The organism is Pseudomonas sp. D4-21, assembly GCF_051132125.1.
In the GTDB taxonomy this organism is placed as follows: domain Bacteria; phylum Pseudomonadota; class Gammaproteobacteria; order Pseudomonadales; family Pseudomonadaceae; genus Aquipseudomonas.
The window spans coordinates 3,491,651-3,508,134 of the sequence record NZ_CP071664.1 but is presented as its reverse complement, the minus strand read 5'-3'; the positions used below and the strand labels follow the sequence as shown (position 1 = coordinate 3,508,134).

At 61.3% G+C, this 16,484-nt stretch carries 11 protein-coding genes; 5 read left to right on the top strand and 6 right to left on the bottom strand.

Going from position 1 to position 16,484, the window contains the following annotated elements; all coding sequences use genetic code 11:
• Positions 1–6: 6 nt before the first annotated feature.
• The 3 genes from mapR to J3Q04_RS15575 form a co-directional block, all read right to left on the bottom strand.
• Positions 7–1,416 carry a GntR family transcriptional regulator MpaR gene (mapR, locus tag J3Q04_RS15585; protein ID WP_420764556.1) on the bottom strand — a complete coding sequence of 470 codons (1,410 nt, stop codon included), beginning with the start codon at positions 1,414–1,416 and terminating at the stop codon, positions 7–9.
• Positions 1,417–1,454: 38 nt separating this feature from the next.
• The gene (gene ccoG, locus J3Q04_RS15580) at positions 1,455–2,867 is read right to left on the bottom strand and encodes a cytochrome c oxidase accessory protein CcoG (protein WP_434610764.1); all 1,413 of its coding nucleotides are present in this window, start codon (positions 2,865–2,867) and stop codon (positions 1,455–1,457) included.
• 412 nt (positions 2,868–3,279) lie between these two features.
• Positions 3,280–3,516, bottom strand: a complete 237-nt coding sequence (locus J3Q04_RS15575) for a DUF3203 family protein (RefSeq protein ID WP_420764554.1) — start codon at positions 3,514–3,516, stop codon at positions 3,280–3,282.
• A gap of 131 nt (positions 3,517–3,647) precedes the next feature.
• Between J3Q04_RS15575 and J3Q04_RS15570 the strand changes: the two genes are divergently transcribed.
• Complete coding sequence (locus tag J3Q04_RS15570) at positions 3,648–4,148, top strand: MgtC/SapB family protein (RefSeq protein ID WP_434610766.1); 501 nt, start codon at positions 3,648–3,650, stop codon at positions 4,146–4,148.
• A gap of 135 nt (positions 4,149–4,283) precedes the next feature.
• Here the strand turns inward: J3Q04_RS15570 and J3Q04_RS15565 are convergent, their stop codons facing one another.
• Positions 4,284–4,448 (bottom strand): hypothetical protein, encoded by a 165-nt coding sequence (locus J3Q04_RS15565; RefSeq protein WP_434610768.1) that lies wholly within the window; start codon positions 4,446–4,448, stop codon positions 4,284–4,286.
• 207 nt (positions 4,449–4,655) lie between these two features.
• Here J3Q04_RS15565 and J3Q04_RS15560 point away from each other — a divergent pair, with 207 nt between their 5' ends.
• The 3 genes from J3Q04_RS15560 to glgB all read left to right on the top strand — a co-directional run bounded on the left by J3Q04_RS15560 (position 4,656) and on the right by glgB (position 12,417).
• Positions 4,656–6,653 carry an alpha-1,4-glucan--maltose-1-phosphate maltosyltransferase gene (locus J3Q04_RS15560; RefSeq protein ID WP_434610770.1) on the top strand — a complete coding sequence of 666 codons (1,998 nt, stop codon included), beginning with the start codon at positions 4,656–4,658 and terminating at the stop codon, positions 6,651–6,653.
• A gap of 173 nt (positions 6,654–6,826) precedes the next feature.
• Positions 6,827–10,171, top strand: a complete 3,345-nt coding sequence (gene treS / locus J3Q04_RS15555) for a maltose alpha-D-glucosyltransferase (protein WP_434610772.1) — start codon at positions 6,827–6,829, stop codon at positions 10,169–10,171.
• 11 nt (positions 10,172–10,182) lie between these two features.
• On the top strand, positions 10,183–12,417 hold the full coding sequence (gene glgB / locus J3Q04_RS15550; RefSeq protein WP_434563456.1) for a 1,4-alpha-glucan branching protein GlgB: 2,235 nt from the start codon (positions 10,183–10,185) through the stop codon (positions 12,415–12,417).
• A gap of 76 nt (positions 12,418–12,493) precedes the next feature.
• Here glgB and gudD read toward each other — a convergent pair whose 3' ends face one another.
• Together gudD and J3Q04_RS15540 are read right to left on the bottom strand one after the other, a co-directional pair.
• On the bottom strand, positions 12,494–13,837 hold the full coding sequence (gene gudD / locus J3Q04_RS15545) for a glucarate dehydratase (protein WP_434610774.1): 1,344 nt from the start codon (positions 13,835–13,837) through the stop codon (positions 12,494–12,496).
• Between the two features lie 30 nt (positions 13,838–13,867).
• Positions 13,868–15,214 (bottom strand): MFS transporter, encoded by a 1,347-nt coding sequence (locus J3Q04_RS15540; RefSeq protein WP_434610776.1) that lies wholly within the window; start codon positions 15,212–15,214, stop codon positions 13,868–13,870.
• Between the two features lie 336 nt (positions 15,215–15,550).
• On the opposite strand from J3Q04_RS15540, the gene J3Q04_RS15535 reads away from it, so the two are divergent.
• Entirely contained in the window at positions 15,551–16,264 is a 714-nt protein-coding gene (locus J3Q04_RS15535) for a FadR/GntR family transcriptional regulator (protein WP_420764540.1), read from the top strand.
• The last annotated feature ends 220 nt before the right edge of the window (positions 16,265–16,484 follow it).

The window sequence follows — 16,484 nt, the reverse complement described above, 5'->3', positions numbered from 1 at the left end:
CAAATATTAGAACGACCGGATAATCCGCCCCAATGTCTCCATCGCCTTTTCCGACGCCTCAGTCCAAGGCCCGCCATAGTTCAGCCGGATGCAATTCCTGAAACGTTGGGTCGGTGAAAAGATCGGCCCGGGGGCGATGCTGATGCCTTGCGCCAATGCCATCTGGAACAGCTTCAGCGAGTCGATCTGCTCCGGCAGTTCCAGCCAGAGGAAATAGCCGCCCGCCGGCTGGCTGACGCGGGTCTGGGGCGGGAAATAGCGGCCGATGGCGGCGAGCATGGCGCTTTGCTGTTCTTCCAGGGCGTAGCGCAGCTTGCGCAGGTGCCGGTCGTAGCCGCCGTGTTGCAGGTAGTCGGCGATCGCGGCCTGGGCCGGCATCGAGGCGCACAGGGATGTCATGAGCTTGAGCCGTTCGATCTTCTGCGCATAGCGCCCGGCGGCGACCCAGCCGACGCGATAACCCGGGGCCAGGCTCTTGGCGAACGAACCGCAATGCATCACCAACCCTTCGGTGTCGAACGCCTTGGCTGGTTTGGGAGCCTGCTGGCCGTAATAGAGTTCGGCATAGACGTCGTCCTCGATCAACGGCACCTGGTGTTGGCGCAACAGCTCCACCAACGCTTGCTTGCGCGCCTCGGGCATGGTGGCGCCCATGGGGTTCTGGAAGCTGGTCATGCACCAGCACGCCTTGATCGGATGGCGCGCCAGCGTCTGTTCCAGCACGTCCAGGTCGATCCCGTCACGCGGATGCACGGGGATTTCCACGGCCTTGAGCTTCAGCCTTTCCAGCACTTGCAGGCTGGCATAGAACGCAGGGGCTTCGATCGCCACGAGGTCGCCGGGCTCGGTCACCGCTTGCAGGCATAGGTTCAAGGCTTCCAGGGCGCCGTTGGTGACCAGCAATTGCTCCATGGGCAACATCAGCCCACCGACCATATAGCGCAAGGCGATCTGGCGGCGCAGTTGAGGATTGCCCGGTGACATGTCGGTCACCACCACGCGTGGGTCCATGTCCCGGGTCGCGCTGGACAACGAGCGGGACAGCCGCTGCAACGGAAACAGCATGGGGCTGGGGAATGCAGAGCCGAACGGTACGGTGGCGGGATCCTTGATCGAGTCGAGCACCGAAAACACCAGTTCGCTGACATCGACTTCAGTGGACTCTTGCACCTGGCTGCTGATGACCGGCTCGCAGAACGGGCGCGGTGCAAGATTATTGACGAAATAACCGGAACGCGGCCGGGCCCGGATCAGGCCGCGTCGCTCCAGCAGGTAATAGGCCTGGAAAACAGTGGACGGGCTGACGCCGTACGTTTGGCTGGCGTAGCGCACCGACGGCACGCGCTGGCCGGGCCCCAGCATGCCGGAGCGGATCAGTTCAGCGATGTCGTCGGCGAATTTTTCGTAGCGTTTCATGGCGGGCCCGGTCATAAGGGACATTGCATCTTAAAGGGTCACCGATTCATCGGCGCGACAAAACGGCTCTTGGCCACGCTGTAGACTTGCTGCTCGTCACTGTCGGCAACCTTGAAGGTCATTTCCTGGGAACCGCTGCGTGGCCGTTCGCTGAGCATCGCCACCGAGACTGGCACGTCGACGATTTCCCCCGGCGCCAGGCTCAGGCGTGTCTTGCCTTGCAGGACAAAGCCGTCGCCGTCCACCAGGGACAATTCATACGCCTGGTGTTGCTGGGTCTTGTTGATGATTTTCAGGCTATAGATGTTTTCGATCTGGCCCTGGCTGTTTTCACGGAACAGCCCACGGTCCTTGCTGACATCCAGCGACACCATGGGGCGCTCCGCCAGCGCCACCGCCAGGGCACCGATCATGAACAGCAGCACCGCCGTGTAGCCCACCAGCCGTGGCCGCAGCAGATGTGTCTTGCCTCCTTGCAGTTGATGCTCGGAGGTGTACTTGATGAGGCCACGGGCGTAGCCCATCTTGTCCATGATCGAGTCGCAGGCGTCGATGCACGCCGCGCAACCAATGCATTCCATTTGCAAGCCATCGCGGATATCGATGCCGGTGGGGCAGACCTGCACGCACATCTGGCAGTCGATGCAGTCACCCAGTCCGACATCGGCGGGATTGACCTCGCGTTTGCGTGGCCCGCGAATGTCACCACGGGCCACGTCATAGGAAATGGTCAAGGTGTCCTTGTCGAACATCACGCTCTGGAACCGTGCGTAAGGGCACATGTGCATGCACACCGCTTCGCGCAGCCAGCCGGCGTTGAGGTAAGTGGCCGCAGTGAAAAACAGCACCCAGAACAGGCTGACGCCGCCGATCTGCAAGGTCAGCAGTTCCTCGGCCAGGGGGCGGATCGGGGTGAAATAACCGACGAATGTCAGGCCGGTGAGCAGGCTGATGACGAGCCACAAGGTGTGCTTGGCCGAGCGCCGCAGGAGTTTGTTCAAGTCCCACGGCGCGGCTTGGAGTTTGATGCGCTGGTTGCGTTCACCTTCGGTGATTTTCTCGACCCACATGAAGATCCAGGTCCATGAGCTTTGGGGGCAGGTGTAGCCACACCACACGCGCCCGGCGAACACGGTGATGGCGAACAGGCCGAACGCGGCGATGATCAGCAGGGCGGACAGCAGGATGAAATCCTGGGGCCAGAAGGTCGCGCCGAAGATGTGGAACTTGCTCTCGGAAAGGTCCCAGAGCACCGCTTGGCGGCCGCCCCAGTTCAGCCATACCGTGCCGAAGAACAACAGGAACAGAATGCCGGCACCGCTGATGCGCAAGGTGCGGAACAAGCCGGTAAAGCTGCGGGTGTGGATCAGGTTGTCGGTGGTTCTGGACTTTGTTTTTGTGGGCGTGGGGTCGAAGGTCTGTATCAGTTGGGCGGGGATTCTTTCGCTCATGGTCGGTCGCTCATCAGCCGCTATCTGGCTGGGGCACTATGACCATTGAACTGTTTGCATAACAGGCTCAGGTGGGTTGATAAAAACCGGATCAGATGGGGTGAAGAGCCTTGCGCTGCGCCAGTTTGATGCACCTCACGGATTGTGGGCTTCGTTCTTGGGATGGTGTTTATATCCGTTGCTGCGGTAATTGCTACTGACGGTTCCGCCCTTACGGCGGCTTACTTTTTTTCAGACGCCAAAAAAAGTAAGCAAAAAAGGCTTCGCCCCACTACGCAATACCTGCGTTCGGCCAGCGTGGTTAACGGGGCGTTCAAGATCAAAAGCCGAAGCGAGATCAAGAGCAACGCAAGATCAAAGCAAAGCAAAATCAAAAGCAACGCAAGATCAGAAATAAGAGCCAAACGAGCCGTCAGATGACCGAATCCCCGTCCGTCGCCTTCAGATTCTGCCGCCCGTCAGCCGCCCCAGCCACGATCAGGGCATCGACCTGCGCTTCGGTCAGGTAGACCCGCCCGCCATTGAGCTCCACCGCCGACATGGCCTTGTCCGGGTCGGTGATGATGGTCAGCTCGCTGGCCGGGCGAAGTTCCGGCCCGTTGGCGGTGTCGAAATGGCAGGTCTGGTGGTCATCGATACGTACAGTCATGGTACTGCTCCTTCCTGTATGCCTGAACGTTAGGCGCCTCCCGATCGGCAGGGTTCTTCGTGGCTGATCAGCGGTCGCACGTCTCGCATCGCTTGCGGTCAATCGTTTATCGAGTGAAGAGAGGAACGTTCATGGATTCGTGGTGGGATGAAGTCTGGATGACCCTGCAAGCGGAGTTCGCCGACATCGCCGATGCCCAGCAAATGACGCGGGTGACGGTGCGCCTGGTAATGGCTGCACTGTTGGGAGGCATTTTGGGGTTCGAGCGTGAGCACAAGGGCAAGGCCGCCGGGGTGCGCACCCACATGCTGGTGGCGCTGGGCGCCGCGCTGTTCGTGCTGGTGCCGCAAATGTCGGGGTCAGAGGCCGATGCGATGAGCCGGGTGATACAGGGCGTTGTCGCCGGGATCGGTTTCCTCGGCGCCGGTACCATCTTGAAAAACACGGATGCAGATGAAAGCCACGTCAAAGGCCTGACCACCGCCGCGGGCCTGTGGATGACCGCCGCCATCGGCGTCGCCGCCGGGCTCGGCCGGGAAGCGACGGCGGTGCTCAGCACCGTTCTGGCGCTGGCAATCTTCAGTGTGATGCCAGTGATTGTTCGGGCACTGGAGAGGGATGAGAAGCTGTAAGGCATCCGCCGGGCTGTGCGCAAGGTCCTTGTGGGAGAGCTAGCTCGCCATAGCGATGTGTCAGTCACCTCTGGCTTCGCTGACCTGACGCTATCGCGAGCAAGCTCGCTCCCGCAGGTTAACTGCGGCTAGGCTTTAAAACCGCTCCGGCGGCGCCTCGCTTGGCGGATCGCCCTGGGGCGGCTGCGGGTCCAGCGGCGGGTCTTTTTCCGGAATCGGCTCGGGATCGGGACCCGGTGGCGGCAGGTTGGGGTCGTCGATGTTCGGATCGGGTGTTTCGGCCGGGATGGGAATGGTCATCGGGTGGTGCCTCCAGGACGCAAGTGGCTTGAGTCGTGCTTGTCTGGTTGACCACCGTTCGACGGGTTTGATTCCCCGCTGCCGGCCAGCAAATCCCGCTGAACTTTTGGCTGCCGGTCCGGTTCGGAGCTTAAGTGAGTTAATCAGGACCCGTTGGGCCTTTACCGCCACAAACGCGTCCATGGGGCGTAAAAGGAGCGATGCTCGATGACTGCCGAACAGCCGACCGACCTGGAATACAACCCGCATCTGCCGTTGTCCCAGGCCTTGTTGTTGCCGCGTATTGCGATTGAAGACACCACGCCAGTGATTGACGGCGGGCAATTTGCCGCCAAGGCCCTCGCCGGACAGGACGTGACGGTGACCAGCAAGGTGTTCGCCGATGGCCACGATAAATTGGCCGTGCGAATCCGTTGGCGTGCCTTGGAAGATGACATCTGGAACAGCGAGGTCATGGCCGAGCTGGGTAATAATGGCTGGCGTGGCCAGTTCACAGTACCGGCCGTCGGACGCTACGTGTTCTGTATCGAAGCCTGGCTCGACCAGTTCGCCAGCTTCCGCTATGAATTGGAAAAAAAATACGCCGCCGGTGTGCCCATCAGCCTGGAGCTGCAAGAGGGGCGCAACCACGTGCAACAAGCCGCCGAGCGTAGCGACGGCGAATTGAGCGAACAGCTGGCCGCGTTGCACCACGAGCTTTCGGGCCTGCTGCCTGAAGAGCAAGTGGCGTTGTTTCTCGCGCCACGCAGTGCCGACTTGATGTCCCTGGCCGATCACCGGCCTTACCTGAGCATCAGTCCCGAATATCCACTGGACGTGGAGCGCCAACTGGCCGAATTCGCCAGTTGGTACGAACTCTTCCCCCGTTCGATCACCGATGATCCCAAGCGTCACGGCACGTTCAACGACGTGCATTCGCGCCTGGCGGTGATCCAGGACATGGGCTTCGACGTGCTGTACTTTCCGCCGATCCATCCGATCGGCCGCAGTTTCCGCAAAGGGCCGAACAATTCCCTGACCGCCGGTCCGGACGATCCAGGCAGCCCATATGCCATCGGCAGCGAGGAGGGCGGCCATGAGGCGATCCATCCTCAGCTGGGCACCCGCGAAGATTTCCGGCGCCTGGTGGCCGCGGCCGCCGACCATGGCCTGGAGATCGCCCTCGATTTCGCCATCCAGTGTTCCCAGGACCACCCCTGGCTGCAGCAGCATCCGGGCTGGTTCAGCTGGCGGCCGGACGGCACGATCAAATACGCGGAGAACCCGCCGAAGAAATACCAGGACATCGTCAACGTCGATTTCTACGCCGCCGATGCAATCCCCAGCCTGTGGCTGGAACTGCGGGATATCGTCGTCGGCTGGGTCAACGAAGGCGTGAAGATATTCCGTGTCGACAATCCTCACACCAAGCCGTTGCCGTTCTGGCAATGGCTGATCGCCGACGTTCGTGCGCAGCACCCAGAGGTGATTTTCCTCGCGGAAGCGTTCACCACCCCAGCGATGATGGCGCGACTGGGCAAGGTCGGTTATTCCCAGAGCTACACCTACTTCACCTGGCGTAACACCAAGGCCGAGCTGGCGGCGTATTTCACCGAGCTCAATGAGTCGCCTTGGCGCGAATGCTACCGGCCGAATTTCTTCGTCAACACACCGGACATCAACCCAGCGTTCCTCCATCACTCGGGACGCGCGGGTTTCCTGATTCGTGCGGCGCTGGCGACCATGGGGTCGGGCCTGTGGGGCATGTATTCGGGCTTTGAACTGTGCGAATCGGCGCCGGTGCCAGGCAAGGAGGAGTACCTCGATTCGGAGAAATACGAAATCCGCCCGAGGGATTTCACCGCGCCGGGCAACATCATCGCCGAAATCGCCCAGCTCAACCGTATCCGTCGCCAGAACCCGGCGTTGCACACGCACCTTGGCCTGAAAATCTACAACGCCTGGAATGACAACATCCTGTACTTCGGCAAGCGCACACCGGACGGCAGCAATTTCATCCTGGTGGCGGTGAGCCTCGATCCGCATAACGTCCAGGAAGCGAATTTCGAATTGCCGTTGTGGGAGATGGGCCTGCCGGACGACGCCCAGACCCAGGGCGAGGACTTGATGAACGGCCACCGCTGGACTTGGTATGGCAAGTACCAGTTCATGCGCATCGACCCGGCTTACCAGCCGTTCGGGATCTGGCGGATCAGCGTGGCATAAAACAAAAGTGAGCGGATGAAGTGCTTTTGTGGCGAGGGAGCTTGCTCCCGCTGGGTCGCGCAGCGGCCCTCTAAAAGCGATGAGCGCTTCGCACTCAAGCGGGAGCAAGCTCCCTCGCCACGTACGTCTCGCCAGCCAGCTCAACGGCTTTATAGAATCAGCAGGAGTTGCAAATGGCCAAGAAACCCCGGTCTGCCACCTTCATCAACGACCCGCTCTGGTACAAGGACGCGGTCATTTATCAGGTTCACGTCAAATCCTATTTCGACTCCAACAATGACGGAATCGGTGATTTTCCCGGTCTGATCGAGAAGCTCGATTACATCGCCGACCTGGGCGTCAACACCATCTGGCTGCTGCCGTTCTATCCTTCGCCCCGGCGTGACGACGGCTACGACATCGCCGAGTACCGGGGGGTCAGCCCCGACTATGGCACCATGGCCGACGCGCGGCGCTTCATTGCCGAAGCCCACAAGCGCAACTTGCGGGTGATCACCGAGCTGGTCATCAACCACACCTCCGATCAGCACCCCTGGTTCCAGCGCGCACGCAAGGCCAAGAAAGGCTCCAAGGCACGGGATTTCTACGTCTGGTCCGATGACGATCACAAATATGACGGCACCCGGATCATCTTTCTCGACACCGAGAAGTCCAACTGGACCTGGGACCCGGTCGCCGGCCAGTACTTCTGGCACCGTTTCTACTCGCACCAGCCGGACCTCAACTTCGACAACCCGCAAGTCATCAAGGCCGTGCTCTCGGTGATGCGCTACTGGCTCGACATGGGCATCGATGGCCTGCGTCTGGACGCGATCCCCTACCTGATCGAGCGCGACGGCACCAACAACGAGAACCTGCCCGAGACCCACGACGTCCTCAAGCTGATTCGTGCCGAGATCGACGCCAATTACCCTGACCGCATGTTGCTCGCCGAGGCCAACCAATGGCCGGAAGACACCCAGCTCTATTTTGGCGACCTCGATGCCCAAGGCCTCAATGGCGACGAGTGCCACATGGCGTTCCACTTCCCTTTGATGCCGCGCATGTACATGGCGTTGGCCCAGGAAGATCGCTTTCCCATCACCGACATCCTGCGCCAGACGCCGGAGATTCCGGCCAACTGCCAGTGGGCGATTTTCCTGCGCAACCATGATGAGCTGACCCTGGAGATGGTCACCGACAAGGAGCGCGACTACCTATGGAATTACTACGCCGCCGACCGTCGCGCGCGGATCAACCTCGGCATTCGTCGACGTCTGGCTCCCCTGATGGAGCGCGACCGCCGCCGCGTGGAGTTGCTCAACAGCCTGTTGCTGTCGATGCCTGGCACGCCGACCTTGTATTACGGCGATGAGATCGGCATGGGCGACAACATCTACCTGGGCGACCGCGATGGCGTGCGCACGCCGATGCAGTGGTCCATCGACCGCAATGGCGGCTTCTCCCGCGCCGACCCGGCGAGCCTGGTGTTGCCGCCGATCATGGACCCGCAATACGGCTATCTGTCGGTGAACGTCGAGACCCAGTCCGGCGACCCTCATTCGCTGCTCAACTGGACTCGTCGCATGCTCGCAGTGCGCAAGCAGTCCAAGGCCTTTGGCCGGGGCACGTTGAAAATGCTGTCGCCGAGCAATCGGCGGATCCTGGCGTATACCCGTGAGTACACCGGCCCGGACGGCAAGCACGAAATCATCCTTTGCGTGGCCAACGTATCGCGTAGTGCCCAGGCTGCCGAGCTGGATCTGTCGGCCTATGCGGGCATGGTCCCGGTGGAAATGCTTGGTGGCAACGCATTCCCGCCCATTGGCCAGTTGAATTTCCTGCTGACCTTGGCGCCGTACGGTTTCTATTGGTTCGCCCTGGCGGCGGAAAACCAGATGCCGAGCTGGCATGTGGAGCCGGTCCAGAGCCTGCCGGATTTCACCACGCTGGTGCTGAAAAAACGCCTGGAAGAGTTGCTCGAGGCGCCATCGCGCGCCACGTTGGAGCAGAGCATCCTGCCAAGCTGGCTGCAAAAGCGCCGCTGGTTCGCCGGCAAGGACAGCGCCATCGAGAACGTCGACATCGTTTATGGCGTGCGCTTCGGCGATCCGCAACACCCTGTGCTGTTGAGCGAAATCGACGTCACCAGCGCCGGCCAGACCTTGCGTTATCAACTTCCATTTGGCCTGCTCGCCGAAGAGCACGTCGGCCCGGCGCTGCCCCAGCAACTGGCCTTGTCGCGGGTTCGTCGGGGTCGCCAGGTCGGCTTGATCACCGATGCGTTCACCCTGGAAAACTTCATTCGCGCGGTGCTCCAGGGCATTCAGGCCGGTTCGGTGCTGCCGTGCGCTGACGGTGAATTGCGCTTCGAACCCACCGAAGGTCTGGCGGCGCTGAACCTGGGCGCCGAGCCGGAGGTGCGCTACCTGTCCGCCGAGCAGTCCAACAGTTCAGTGGTGGTGGGTGGCAGCCTGGTGCTCAAGCTGATCCGCAAAGTCGCGTCCGGCGTTCACCCGGAACTGGAGATGAGCGCTTACCTGACCGCGGCAGGTTTCAGCAACATCTCGCCGCTGCTGGGTTCGGTGATTCGCCGCGATGCCCAGGGTGAAGATGCCTTGCTGATGATCGCCCAGGGTTACCTGAGCAACCAGGGCGATGCATGGGAATGGACCCAGAACAATCTCGAACGCGCGTTGCGCGACGAATTGGCCGACGCCGTGTCGGAGCAGGAACAGCATTACAACGCCTTGGGCGAACTGAAGGATTTCGCCGGCATGCTCGGCCAGCGCCTCGGGGAGATGCACCAGGTGCTCGCCCAGCCCACCGACAATCCGGACTTCGCGCCCCAGCCTACCAGCGCCAAGGAGGCCCAGGCTATCGGCAAGGACGTGGCCGCTCAGGTGGAAAATGCCTTGCGTCTGCTCAAACAGAACCAGGACCAATTGAACCCAGCGGACCAGGCGATGGTCGCACGCTTGCTGGAACACAGGAAAACCGTGCTGGCCCACGTCCAGGAGCTGGCCGGCAAGGCCGCTGGCGGCTTGCGCATCCGCGTGCATGGCGACCTGCACTTGGGGCAGGTGCTGGTGATCAAGGGCGATGCCTACCTGATCGACTTCGAAGGGGAGCCGGCGCGGCCGTTGCATGAACGACGTGGCAAGCACAGCCCGTACAAGGACGTCAGCGGTGTGTTGCGCTCGTTCGATTACGCGGCGGCGATGGCGGTCCAGTTGCACACCGTCGACAGCACGGCCGATGCCGATGCGGCGCGCAAGCGAGTCGCCGACCGTTATCTGACCGAGGCTCGCCAGGCATTTGTCCAGGCATATCGGCTGGCGGCAGCTAGTCTTGCCCATGAGTGGAAGGATGCTGAAGGCGAGGACGCCGCATTGGCGTTGTTCGGCCTGGAGAAGGCGGCCTATGAAGTGGCTTATGAAGCCGAGAATCGCCCTGCCTGGCTGCCCGTGCCGCTGCACGGCCTGTACGGGTTATTGAGTGGGCTTGAACCCTTTTCCGATTTAGCCGGACCGATTTAGTGGAGAGAATCATGAGCGTCTCGAACAAGGAATCACAGGGGCAGGCCAAAGAGTCTTTGCTGCCGGCCCCCCACGACATCGACGCGCTGGTGCGCGCCGAACACCACGACCCGTTTTCGATCCTGGGCCCTCATGGCGATGGCGCCGGAGGGCAATTCATCCGGGCCTATCTGCCCGGCGCGTTGAGTGTGCATGTGCTCGCCCGTGACGGCGGCGAAGAGCTGGGCGAGTTGCAGATCACCGAAACCCCGGGCCTGTTCGTCGGCCATTTCGACCGCGCCCAACCGTACCTGCTGCGCACCCGTTGGGCCGGTGGCGAGCAGGTTGCCGAGGACCCGTACAGCTTCGGACCGCTGCTGGGGGAAATGGATCTCTACCTGTTTGCCGAGGGCAATCACCGCGACCTCAGTGCCTGCCTCGGTGCTCAACTGAAAACGGTGGATGGCGTCGATGGCGTGCGCTTCGCCGTCTGGGCGCCGAATGCGCGCCGGGTCTCGGTGGTGGGGGATTTCAACGTCTGGGACGGGCGCCGGCACCCGATGCGCATTCGTTACCCGTCTGGCGTGTGGGAAATCTTCATCCCGAGGCTGGGTCCCGGCGAAGGCTACAAATATGAAATCCTCGGTGCCCACGGCATCCTGCCGCTCAAGGCCGACCCGGTGGCCCTGGCCACGCAGATGCCGCCTGATACGGCGTCCAAGGTCGCCCCGCCCCTGAAGATCGAATGGCACGACGACGAGTGGATGCAGAGCCGTCGTGAACGCCAGCTACCGGGCGCGCCGCTTTCGATCTATGAGTTGCACGCCGGTTCCTGGCAGTGCGAGATCGACGAGGCGGGGGAGGTGTCCCGGCAGTACAACTGGCATGAGCTGGCTGAGCGGTTGATCCCTTACGTCAAGGACCTGGGCTTCACCCATATCGAGCTGATGCCCATCATGGAGCACCCGTTCGGTGGTTCGTGGGGCTATCAACCCCTTTCGCAGTTTGCCCCCACGGCGCGTTTTGGTTCGCCCGATGATTTCGCCGCGTTCGTCAACGCCTGCCACAAGGCTGACATTGGTGTGATCCTGGACTGGGTCCCGGCGCACTTTCCCACCGATACCCATGGCCTGGCCCAGTTCGACGGCACGGCGCTGTACGAGTACGGCAACCCGCTGGAAGGCTTCCATCAGGATTGGGACACGCTCATCTACAACCTGGGCCGCACCGAAGTCCACGGCTTCATGCTGGCGTCGGCGTTGCATTGGCTCAAGCATTTCCACGTCGACGGCCTGCGGGTGGACGCCGTGGCCTCGATGTTGTATCGCGACTATTCGCGCAAGGCCGGCGAATGGGTGCCTAACCGCCATGGCGGACGGGAGAACCTGGAAGCCATCGATTTCCTGCGGCATCTCAACGACGTGATCGCCCTGGAAACCCCTGGTGCGCTGGTCATCGCCGAAGAGTCCACCGCCTGGCCTGGCGTCAGCCAGAGCACGCAGCAGGGCGGTTTGGGTTTCGCCTACAAGTGGAACATGGGTTGGATGCACGATTCGCTGCATTACATCCAGCAGGATCCGGTGTACCGCGCCCACCATCACAACGAGTTGAGTTTTGGCCTGGTGTACGCCTGGTCCGAGCGTTTCGTTCTGCCGATTTCCCACGACGAAGTGGTCCATGGCAAGCGTTCGCTGATCGACAAGATGCCCGGTGACCGCTGGCAGAAATTCGCCAACCTGCGGGCTTATCTGAGTTTCATGTGGGGCCATCCCGGCAAGAAGCTGCTGTTCATGGGTTGCGAGTTCGGCCAATGGCGCGAATGGAATCATGACCAGCAACTGGATTGGTACCTGTTGCAGTACCCGGAGCACCGCGGCGTGCAAAGGCTGGTCAGCGATCTGAATCGACTCTATCGCGAAGAGCCGGCGCTGCACGATCAGGACGACGCACCCCAGGGCTTCCAGTGGCTGATCGGCGACGATGCGCTCAACAGCGTCTATGCGTGGTTGCGCTGGAGCAAGGACGGTCGGCCCGTGCTGGTGGTCGCCAACTTCACACCGGTGCCGCGCGAGGCGTATCGGGTGGGCGTGCCGTTTGGTGGTCGTTGGGTGGAGTTGCTCAATAGCGATGCCGACACCTACGCCGGTTCCAACTATGGCAACGGCGGCGGTGCCTCGACCGAGGCAATCCCCAGCCATGGCCAGGCGCTTTCGCTGGAACTTAACCTGCCGCCGCTGGCGGTGCTGATCCTGCGGCCGGAGGGTTAGCCCCGGATTCAGATCCAATGTGGGAGCGAGCAAGCTCGCTCCCACATACGGTGCCGAGCTAAAAGTTCTTAGCGTCTCAGCGAACCAGGCACGGCTGCTTGTTGTTGAACGTCCAGCCCGGGATCAGGTACTGCATCGCCACCGAATCGTCCCGCGCCCCAAGCCCCATGCCTTTGTACAGCTCGTGAGCCTTGGCCAGCTGGTCCATGTCCAGTTCGATCCCCAGCCCAGGTTTTTTCGGCACCTGCACGCAACCCCCCTTGATCTGCAAAGGCGCCTTGGTCAGGCGTTGGCCGTCCTGCCAGATCCAGTGGGTGTCGATGGCAGTGATGTCGCCCGGTGCGGCGGCTGCCACGTGGGTGAACATCGCCAGGGAAATATCGAAGTGGTTATTGGAATGTGAGCCCCAGGTCAGGCCCCACTCATTGCACATCTGCGCGACCCGTACAGAACCCTGCATGGTCCAGAAGTGCGGGTCGGCGAGGGGGATGTCCACCGATTGCAAGGTAATGGCGTGGCCCATCTCGCGCCAGTCGGTGGCAATCATGTTGGTGGCGGTCTTGAGGCCGGTGGCCCGACGGAACTCGGCCATCACCTCGCGGCCCGAATAGCCATTCTCCGCTCCGCAAGGGTCCTCGGCGTACGCCAGCACCTTGTGCTGATCACGGCACAAGCGGATCGCTTCCTTGAGTGACCAGGCGCCGTTCGGGTCCAAGGTGATGCGCGCCTGGGGAAAACGCTCGGCCAATGCGGTCACGGCTTCGATTTCCTCGTCGCCCTTGAGCACGCCGCCCTTGAGTTTGAAGTCCTGGAAACCATAGTGCGCATGGGCCGCTTCGGCCAGGCGCACCACCGCTTTGGCATCGAGGGCTTTCTCGTGACGCACGCGGAACCAGTCGTTATCGGCGTCCGGTTCGCTGCGGTAGGGCAGGTCGGTCTGTTGCCGATCACCGACATAGAACAGATAGCCAAGCATCTTCACTTCGTCACGCTGCTGGCCTTCGCCGAGGAGGGCCGCGACCGGGACATCCAGATGCTGGCCGAGCAGATCCAGCAATGCGGCTTCCAGGCCAGTGACGGCGTGGATGGTGATGCGCAAGTCGAACGTTTGCAGGCCACGGCCACCGGCGTCGCGGTCGGCAAAGGCCTGGCGCACGCTGTTGAGGATTTTCTGGTAGGTGCCGATGGGGCTGCCGACTACCAGCGAGCGCGCATCTTCCAACGTCTGGCGAATGCGTTCGCCACCGGGCACCTCGCCCACGCCGGTGTGCCCGGCATTGTCCTTGAGGATGACGATGTTGCGGGTGAAGAACGGGCCATGGGCGCCGCTGAGGTTCAGCAGCATGCCGTCGTGGCCGGCCACGGGCACGACCTGCATGCTGGTGATGATCGGGGCTTTGCTGGTGTCTGGCGTAGTCATCGTGTACGTATCCTTGAATTATTGTTGTGGTCAGGCGTGGCTGGTAACCGGGTCGGTGGAGGTCGTGGCGGATTTCTGCTTGGGTGTGTTGCGTGCGGCGAATACGATGATCGCGGCAATGATCGAGGTGGCGGCGAGGCCATACAGACCGCCCTGGATCGAGCCGGTGTGCTGTTCCAGCAGGCCGAAGGTGGTCGGCGCGACGAAGCCGCCGAGGTTGCCCACCGAATTGATCAACGCGATCACGCCGGCGGCAATGCGTGCGTCCAGGTAGGCCTGGGGAATCGGCCAGAACAGCGAAGACGCCGATTTGAAACCCAGGGCCGCGAAGCAGATCGCGACGAAGGCGAAGATGGGCCCGCCGGTGGTGGACATGAACATCCCCGCCGCGGCGATCAGCAGGGCCGCAGCGACCCAGGCCTGTTGGAACTTCCATTTGGCCGACAGCGAGGCGAAGGCGTACATGCCGACAATCGACAGCAACCAGGGAATCGAATTGAACAGCCCGACCTGAACGTCGCTGAGCTCGCCCATCTTCTTGATGATGCTCGGCAGCCAGAAGGTGGCGGCATAGATCGTCAATTGAATGAAGAAATAAATCACGCAGAACAGAATGATCTGGCGATCCTTGAGCAGTTGCCCGATGGACAGCTTGATCGGCGTCGCGGCTTCACGGGCTGCCTGTTCATCATCGATGGCCTTGACCAGCGCGTCCTGTTCAGCACGGTCCAGCCACTTGGCGTCGTGGGGCTTGGAGTCGAGCCAGAACCAGACGAAGAAGCACAGGCCGACGGAAAACATCCCTTCGATAAAGTACATCCACTGCCAACCGTGCATGCCCAGGCCGTTGATCTGCAGGAGCAATCCTGACAATGGGCCGGAAATCAGCGAAGCGATCGCCGAGCCGCTGAGGAAGATGGCGATGGCTTTGCCGCGTTCGACTCCGGGCAACCAACGGGTGAAGTAGTAAATCACGCCAGGGAAGAAGCCAGCCTCGGCCACGCCCAGCAGGAAACGCAGGATGTAGAAGTGGGTTTCGTTCTGAATGAAGGCCATGCCTGCCGCCACCACGCCCCAGGTAAGCATGATGCGCGTCAGCCAGATTCGGGCGCCGATGCGTTGCAACAAGATGTTGGAAGGGACTTCGAACAGCGCGTAGCCGATGAAAAACAGGCCGGCGCCAAAACCGTAGGCGGCTGCACCGATGCCCAGGTCATGCTCCATATGGGAGCGGACGAAGCCGATGTTCACCCGGTCGATGTAGTTGACGATGAACATGATGACGAACAGCGGCAAGATGTGGCGCTTGACCTTGGATATAGCCGATTGCAGCACCGGATCCGCGCCGGCATTCGCCCTGAGGCTGGAGGTATTCACTGATTTTTCTCCCACTCTTTATTTTTATGCGGGGCATCGTGCGGGTGCCGATGTTGATAGACATCATACAAGTGGGTTTTTTTGTCTGACAAGCAGTTTTTGAGCACGATTGGATTGGGTGGGAAGGGTTTTTATGCCGTATTCGTGGGTTTGTAAGCCAATAAAGGCGCTTCTACCCTATCTGAACGGTTGAAACGGGTGTCGAATACATCCCCCTTTATGCGGTTTTAAAGGGCTATCCTGCCTGTTGTCATACAAGTAAAAGCCTCGCCGATGCACAAATCCACCCCTGCCAGTGATAGGATCGACACGCCTGTCTTCAAGGAACCCTGGCACATGCAGCAAGACATTGAAGCGCCCCTGCGCAAGCGCGCCCACAACCTGGCCCATGACTTGGTGGCGAAGTTGAGCCAGAGCATTTTGCTTGGGCAGTTGAAGCCGGGGCAGAAGTTGCCGTCCGAGGGCGCCATCGTGCAAGAGCATGGCGTCAGCCGCACGGTGGTGCGCGAGGCGATTTCCAAGTTGCAGGCCTCGGGGCTGGTGGAGACACGCCACGGCATAGGCACTTTCGTGCTGGAACAAACGGGGGAGCAAGGGCTGAGGCTCAACGTCGATACCGCGGCGGGCGTTCGGGGAATCCTGGAATTGCGCTTGGGGCTTGAGACCCAGGCCGCGGCTTTGGCTGCCCAGCGTCGCAGCGAACGGCAGTTGCAGCAGATGCGCGAGGCCTTGGATGACTATCAGCGGTTGCTCAGCAGCAATGACAGCTGCGTCGAGGCTGACCGGCGTTTCCACCTGTTGATCGCCGAAGCCACGGACAACACCTGTTTTGTCGAAATCATGCAGCACTTGGGCAGTGCGATGATTCCCCGTACGCGGGTGAACATGGCTGAACGTGGCCAGGCGGACCTGGGCAGGCTTGCGCAATTTGCCAACCTGGAGCACGAAGCGATTTACAACGCCATCAAGCGCCAGGACCCCGACGCCGCCCGCGCGGCCATGTGGCTGCACCTGACCAACAGTCGTGACCGGTTGGGTGCGGGGGGCTGACGGATCATCGTCACCTGACCCACCTCCATCGCGAGCAAGCTCGCTCCCACAGGGGATTTGGGGTGAACAGTGCGTCTGCGGATACCAAAGCACCCTTGTGGGAACGAGCTTGCTCGCGATGGGGCCAGATTGGACAACCCAAACTCAAGGCATAAAAAAACCGGCGCAACCAAGGTCGCGCCGGTGGTGGTGCCGGTGACTGCGCGAATGTCGTGGGTCC

What these genes read in the sequence shown, in the direction of transcription:
- treS (WP_434610772.1), top strand. Translation starts at nt 6,827, where the DNA reads ATGGCCAAGAAACCCCGGTCTGCCACCTTCATCAACGACCCGCTCTGG.
- J3Q04_RS15560 (WP_434610770.1), top strand. Translation starts at nt 4,656, where the DNA reads ATGACTGCCGAACAGCCGACCGACCTGGAATACAACCCGCATCTGCCG.
- mapR (WP_420764556.1), bottom strand. Translation starts at nt 1,416, where the DNA reads ATGAAACGCTACGAAAAATTCGCCGACGACATCGCTGAACTGATCCGC.
- J3Q04_RS15570 (WP_434610766.1), top strand. Translation starts at nt 3,648, where the DNA reads ATGGATTCGTGGTGGGATGAAGTCTGGATGACCCTGCAAGCGGAGTTC.
- J3Q04_RS15565 (WP_434610768.1), bottom strand. Translation starts at nt 4,448, where the DNA reads ATGACCATTCCCATCCCGGCCGAAACACCCGATCCGAACATCGACGAC.
- J3Q04_RS15575 (WP_420764554.1), bottom strand. Translation starts at nt 3,516, where the DNA reads ATGACTGTACGTATCGATGACCACCAGACCTGCCATTTCGACACCGCC.
- gudD (WP_434610774.1), bottom strand. Translation starts at nt 13,837, where the DNA reads ATGACTACGCCAGACACCAGCAAAGCCCCGATCATCACCAGCATGCAG.
- glgB (WP_434563456.1), top strand. Translation starts at nt 10,183, where the DNA reads ATGAGCGTCTCGAACAAGGAATCACAGGGGCAGGCCAAAGAGTCTTTG.
- J3Q04_RS15535 (WP_420764540.1), top strand. Translation starts at nt 15,551, where the DNA reads ATGCAGCAAGACATTGAAGCGCCCCTGCGCAAGCGCGCCCACAACCTG.
- ccoG (WP_434610764.1), bottom strand. Translation starts at nt 2,867, where the DNA reads ATGAGCGAAAGAATCCCCGCCCAACTGATACAGACCTTCGACCCCACG.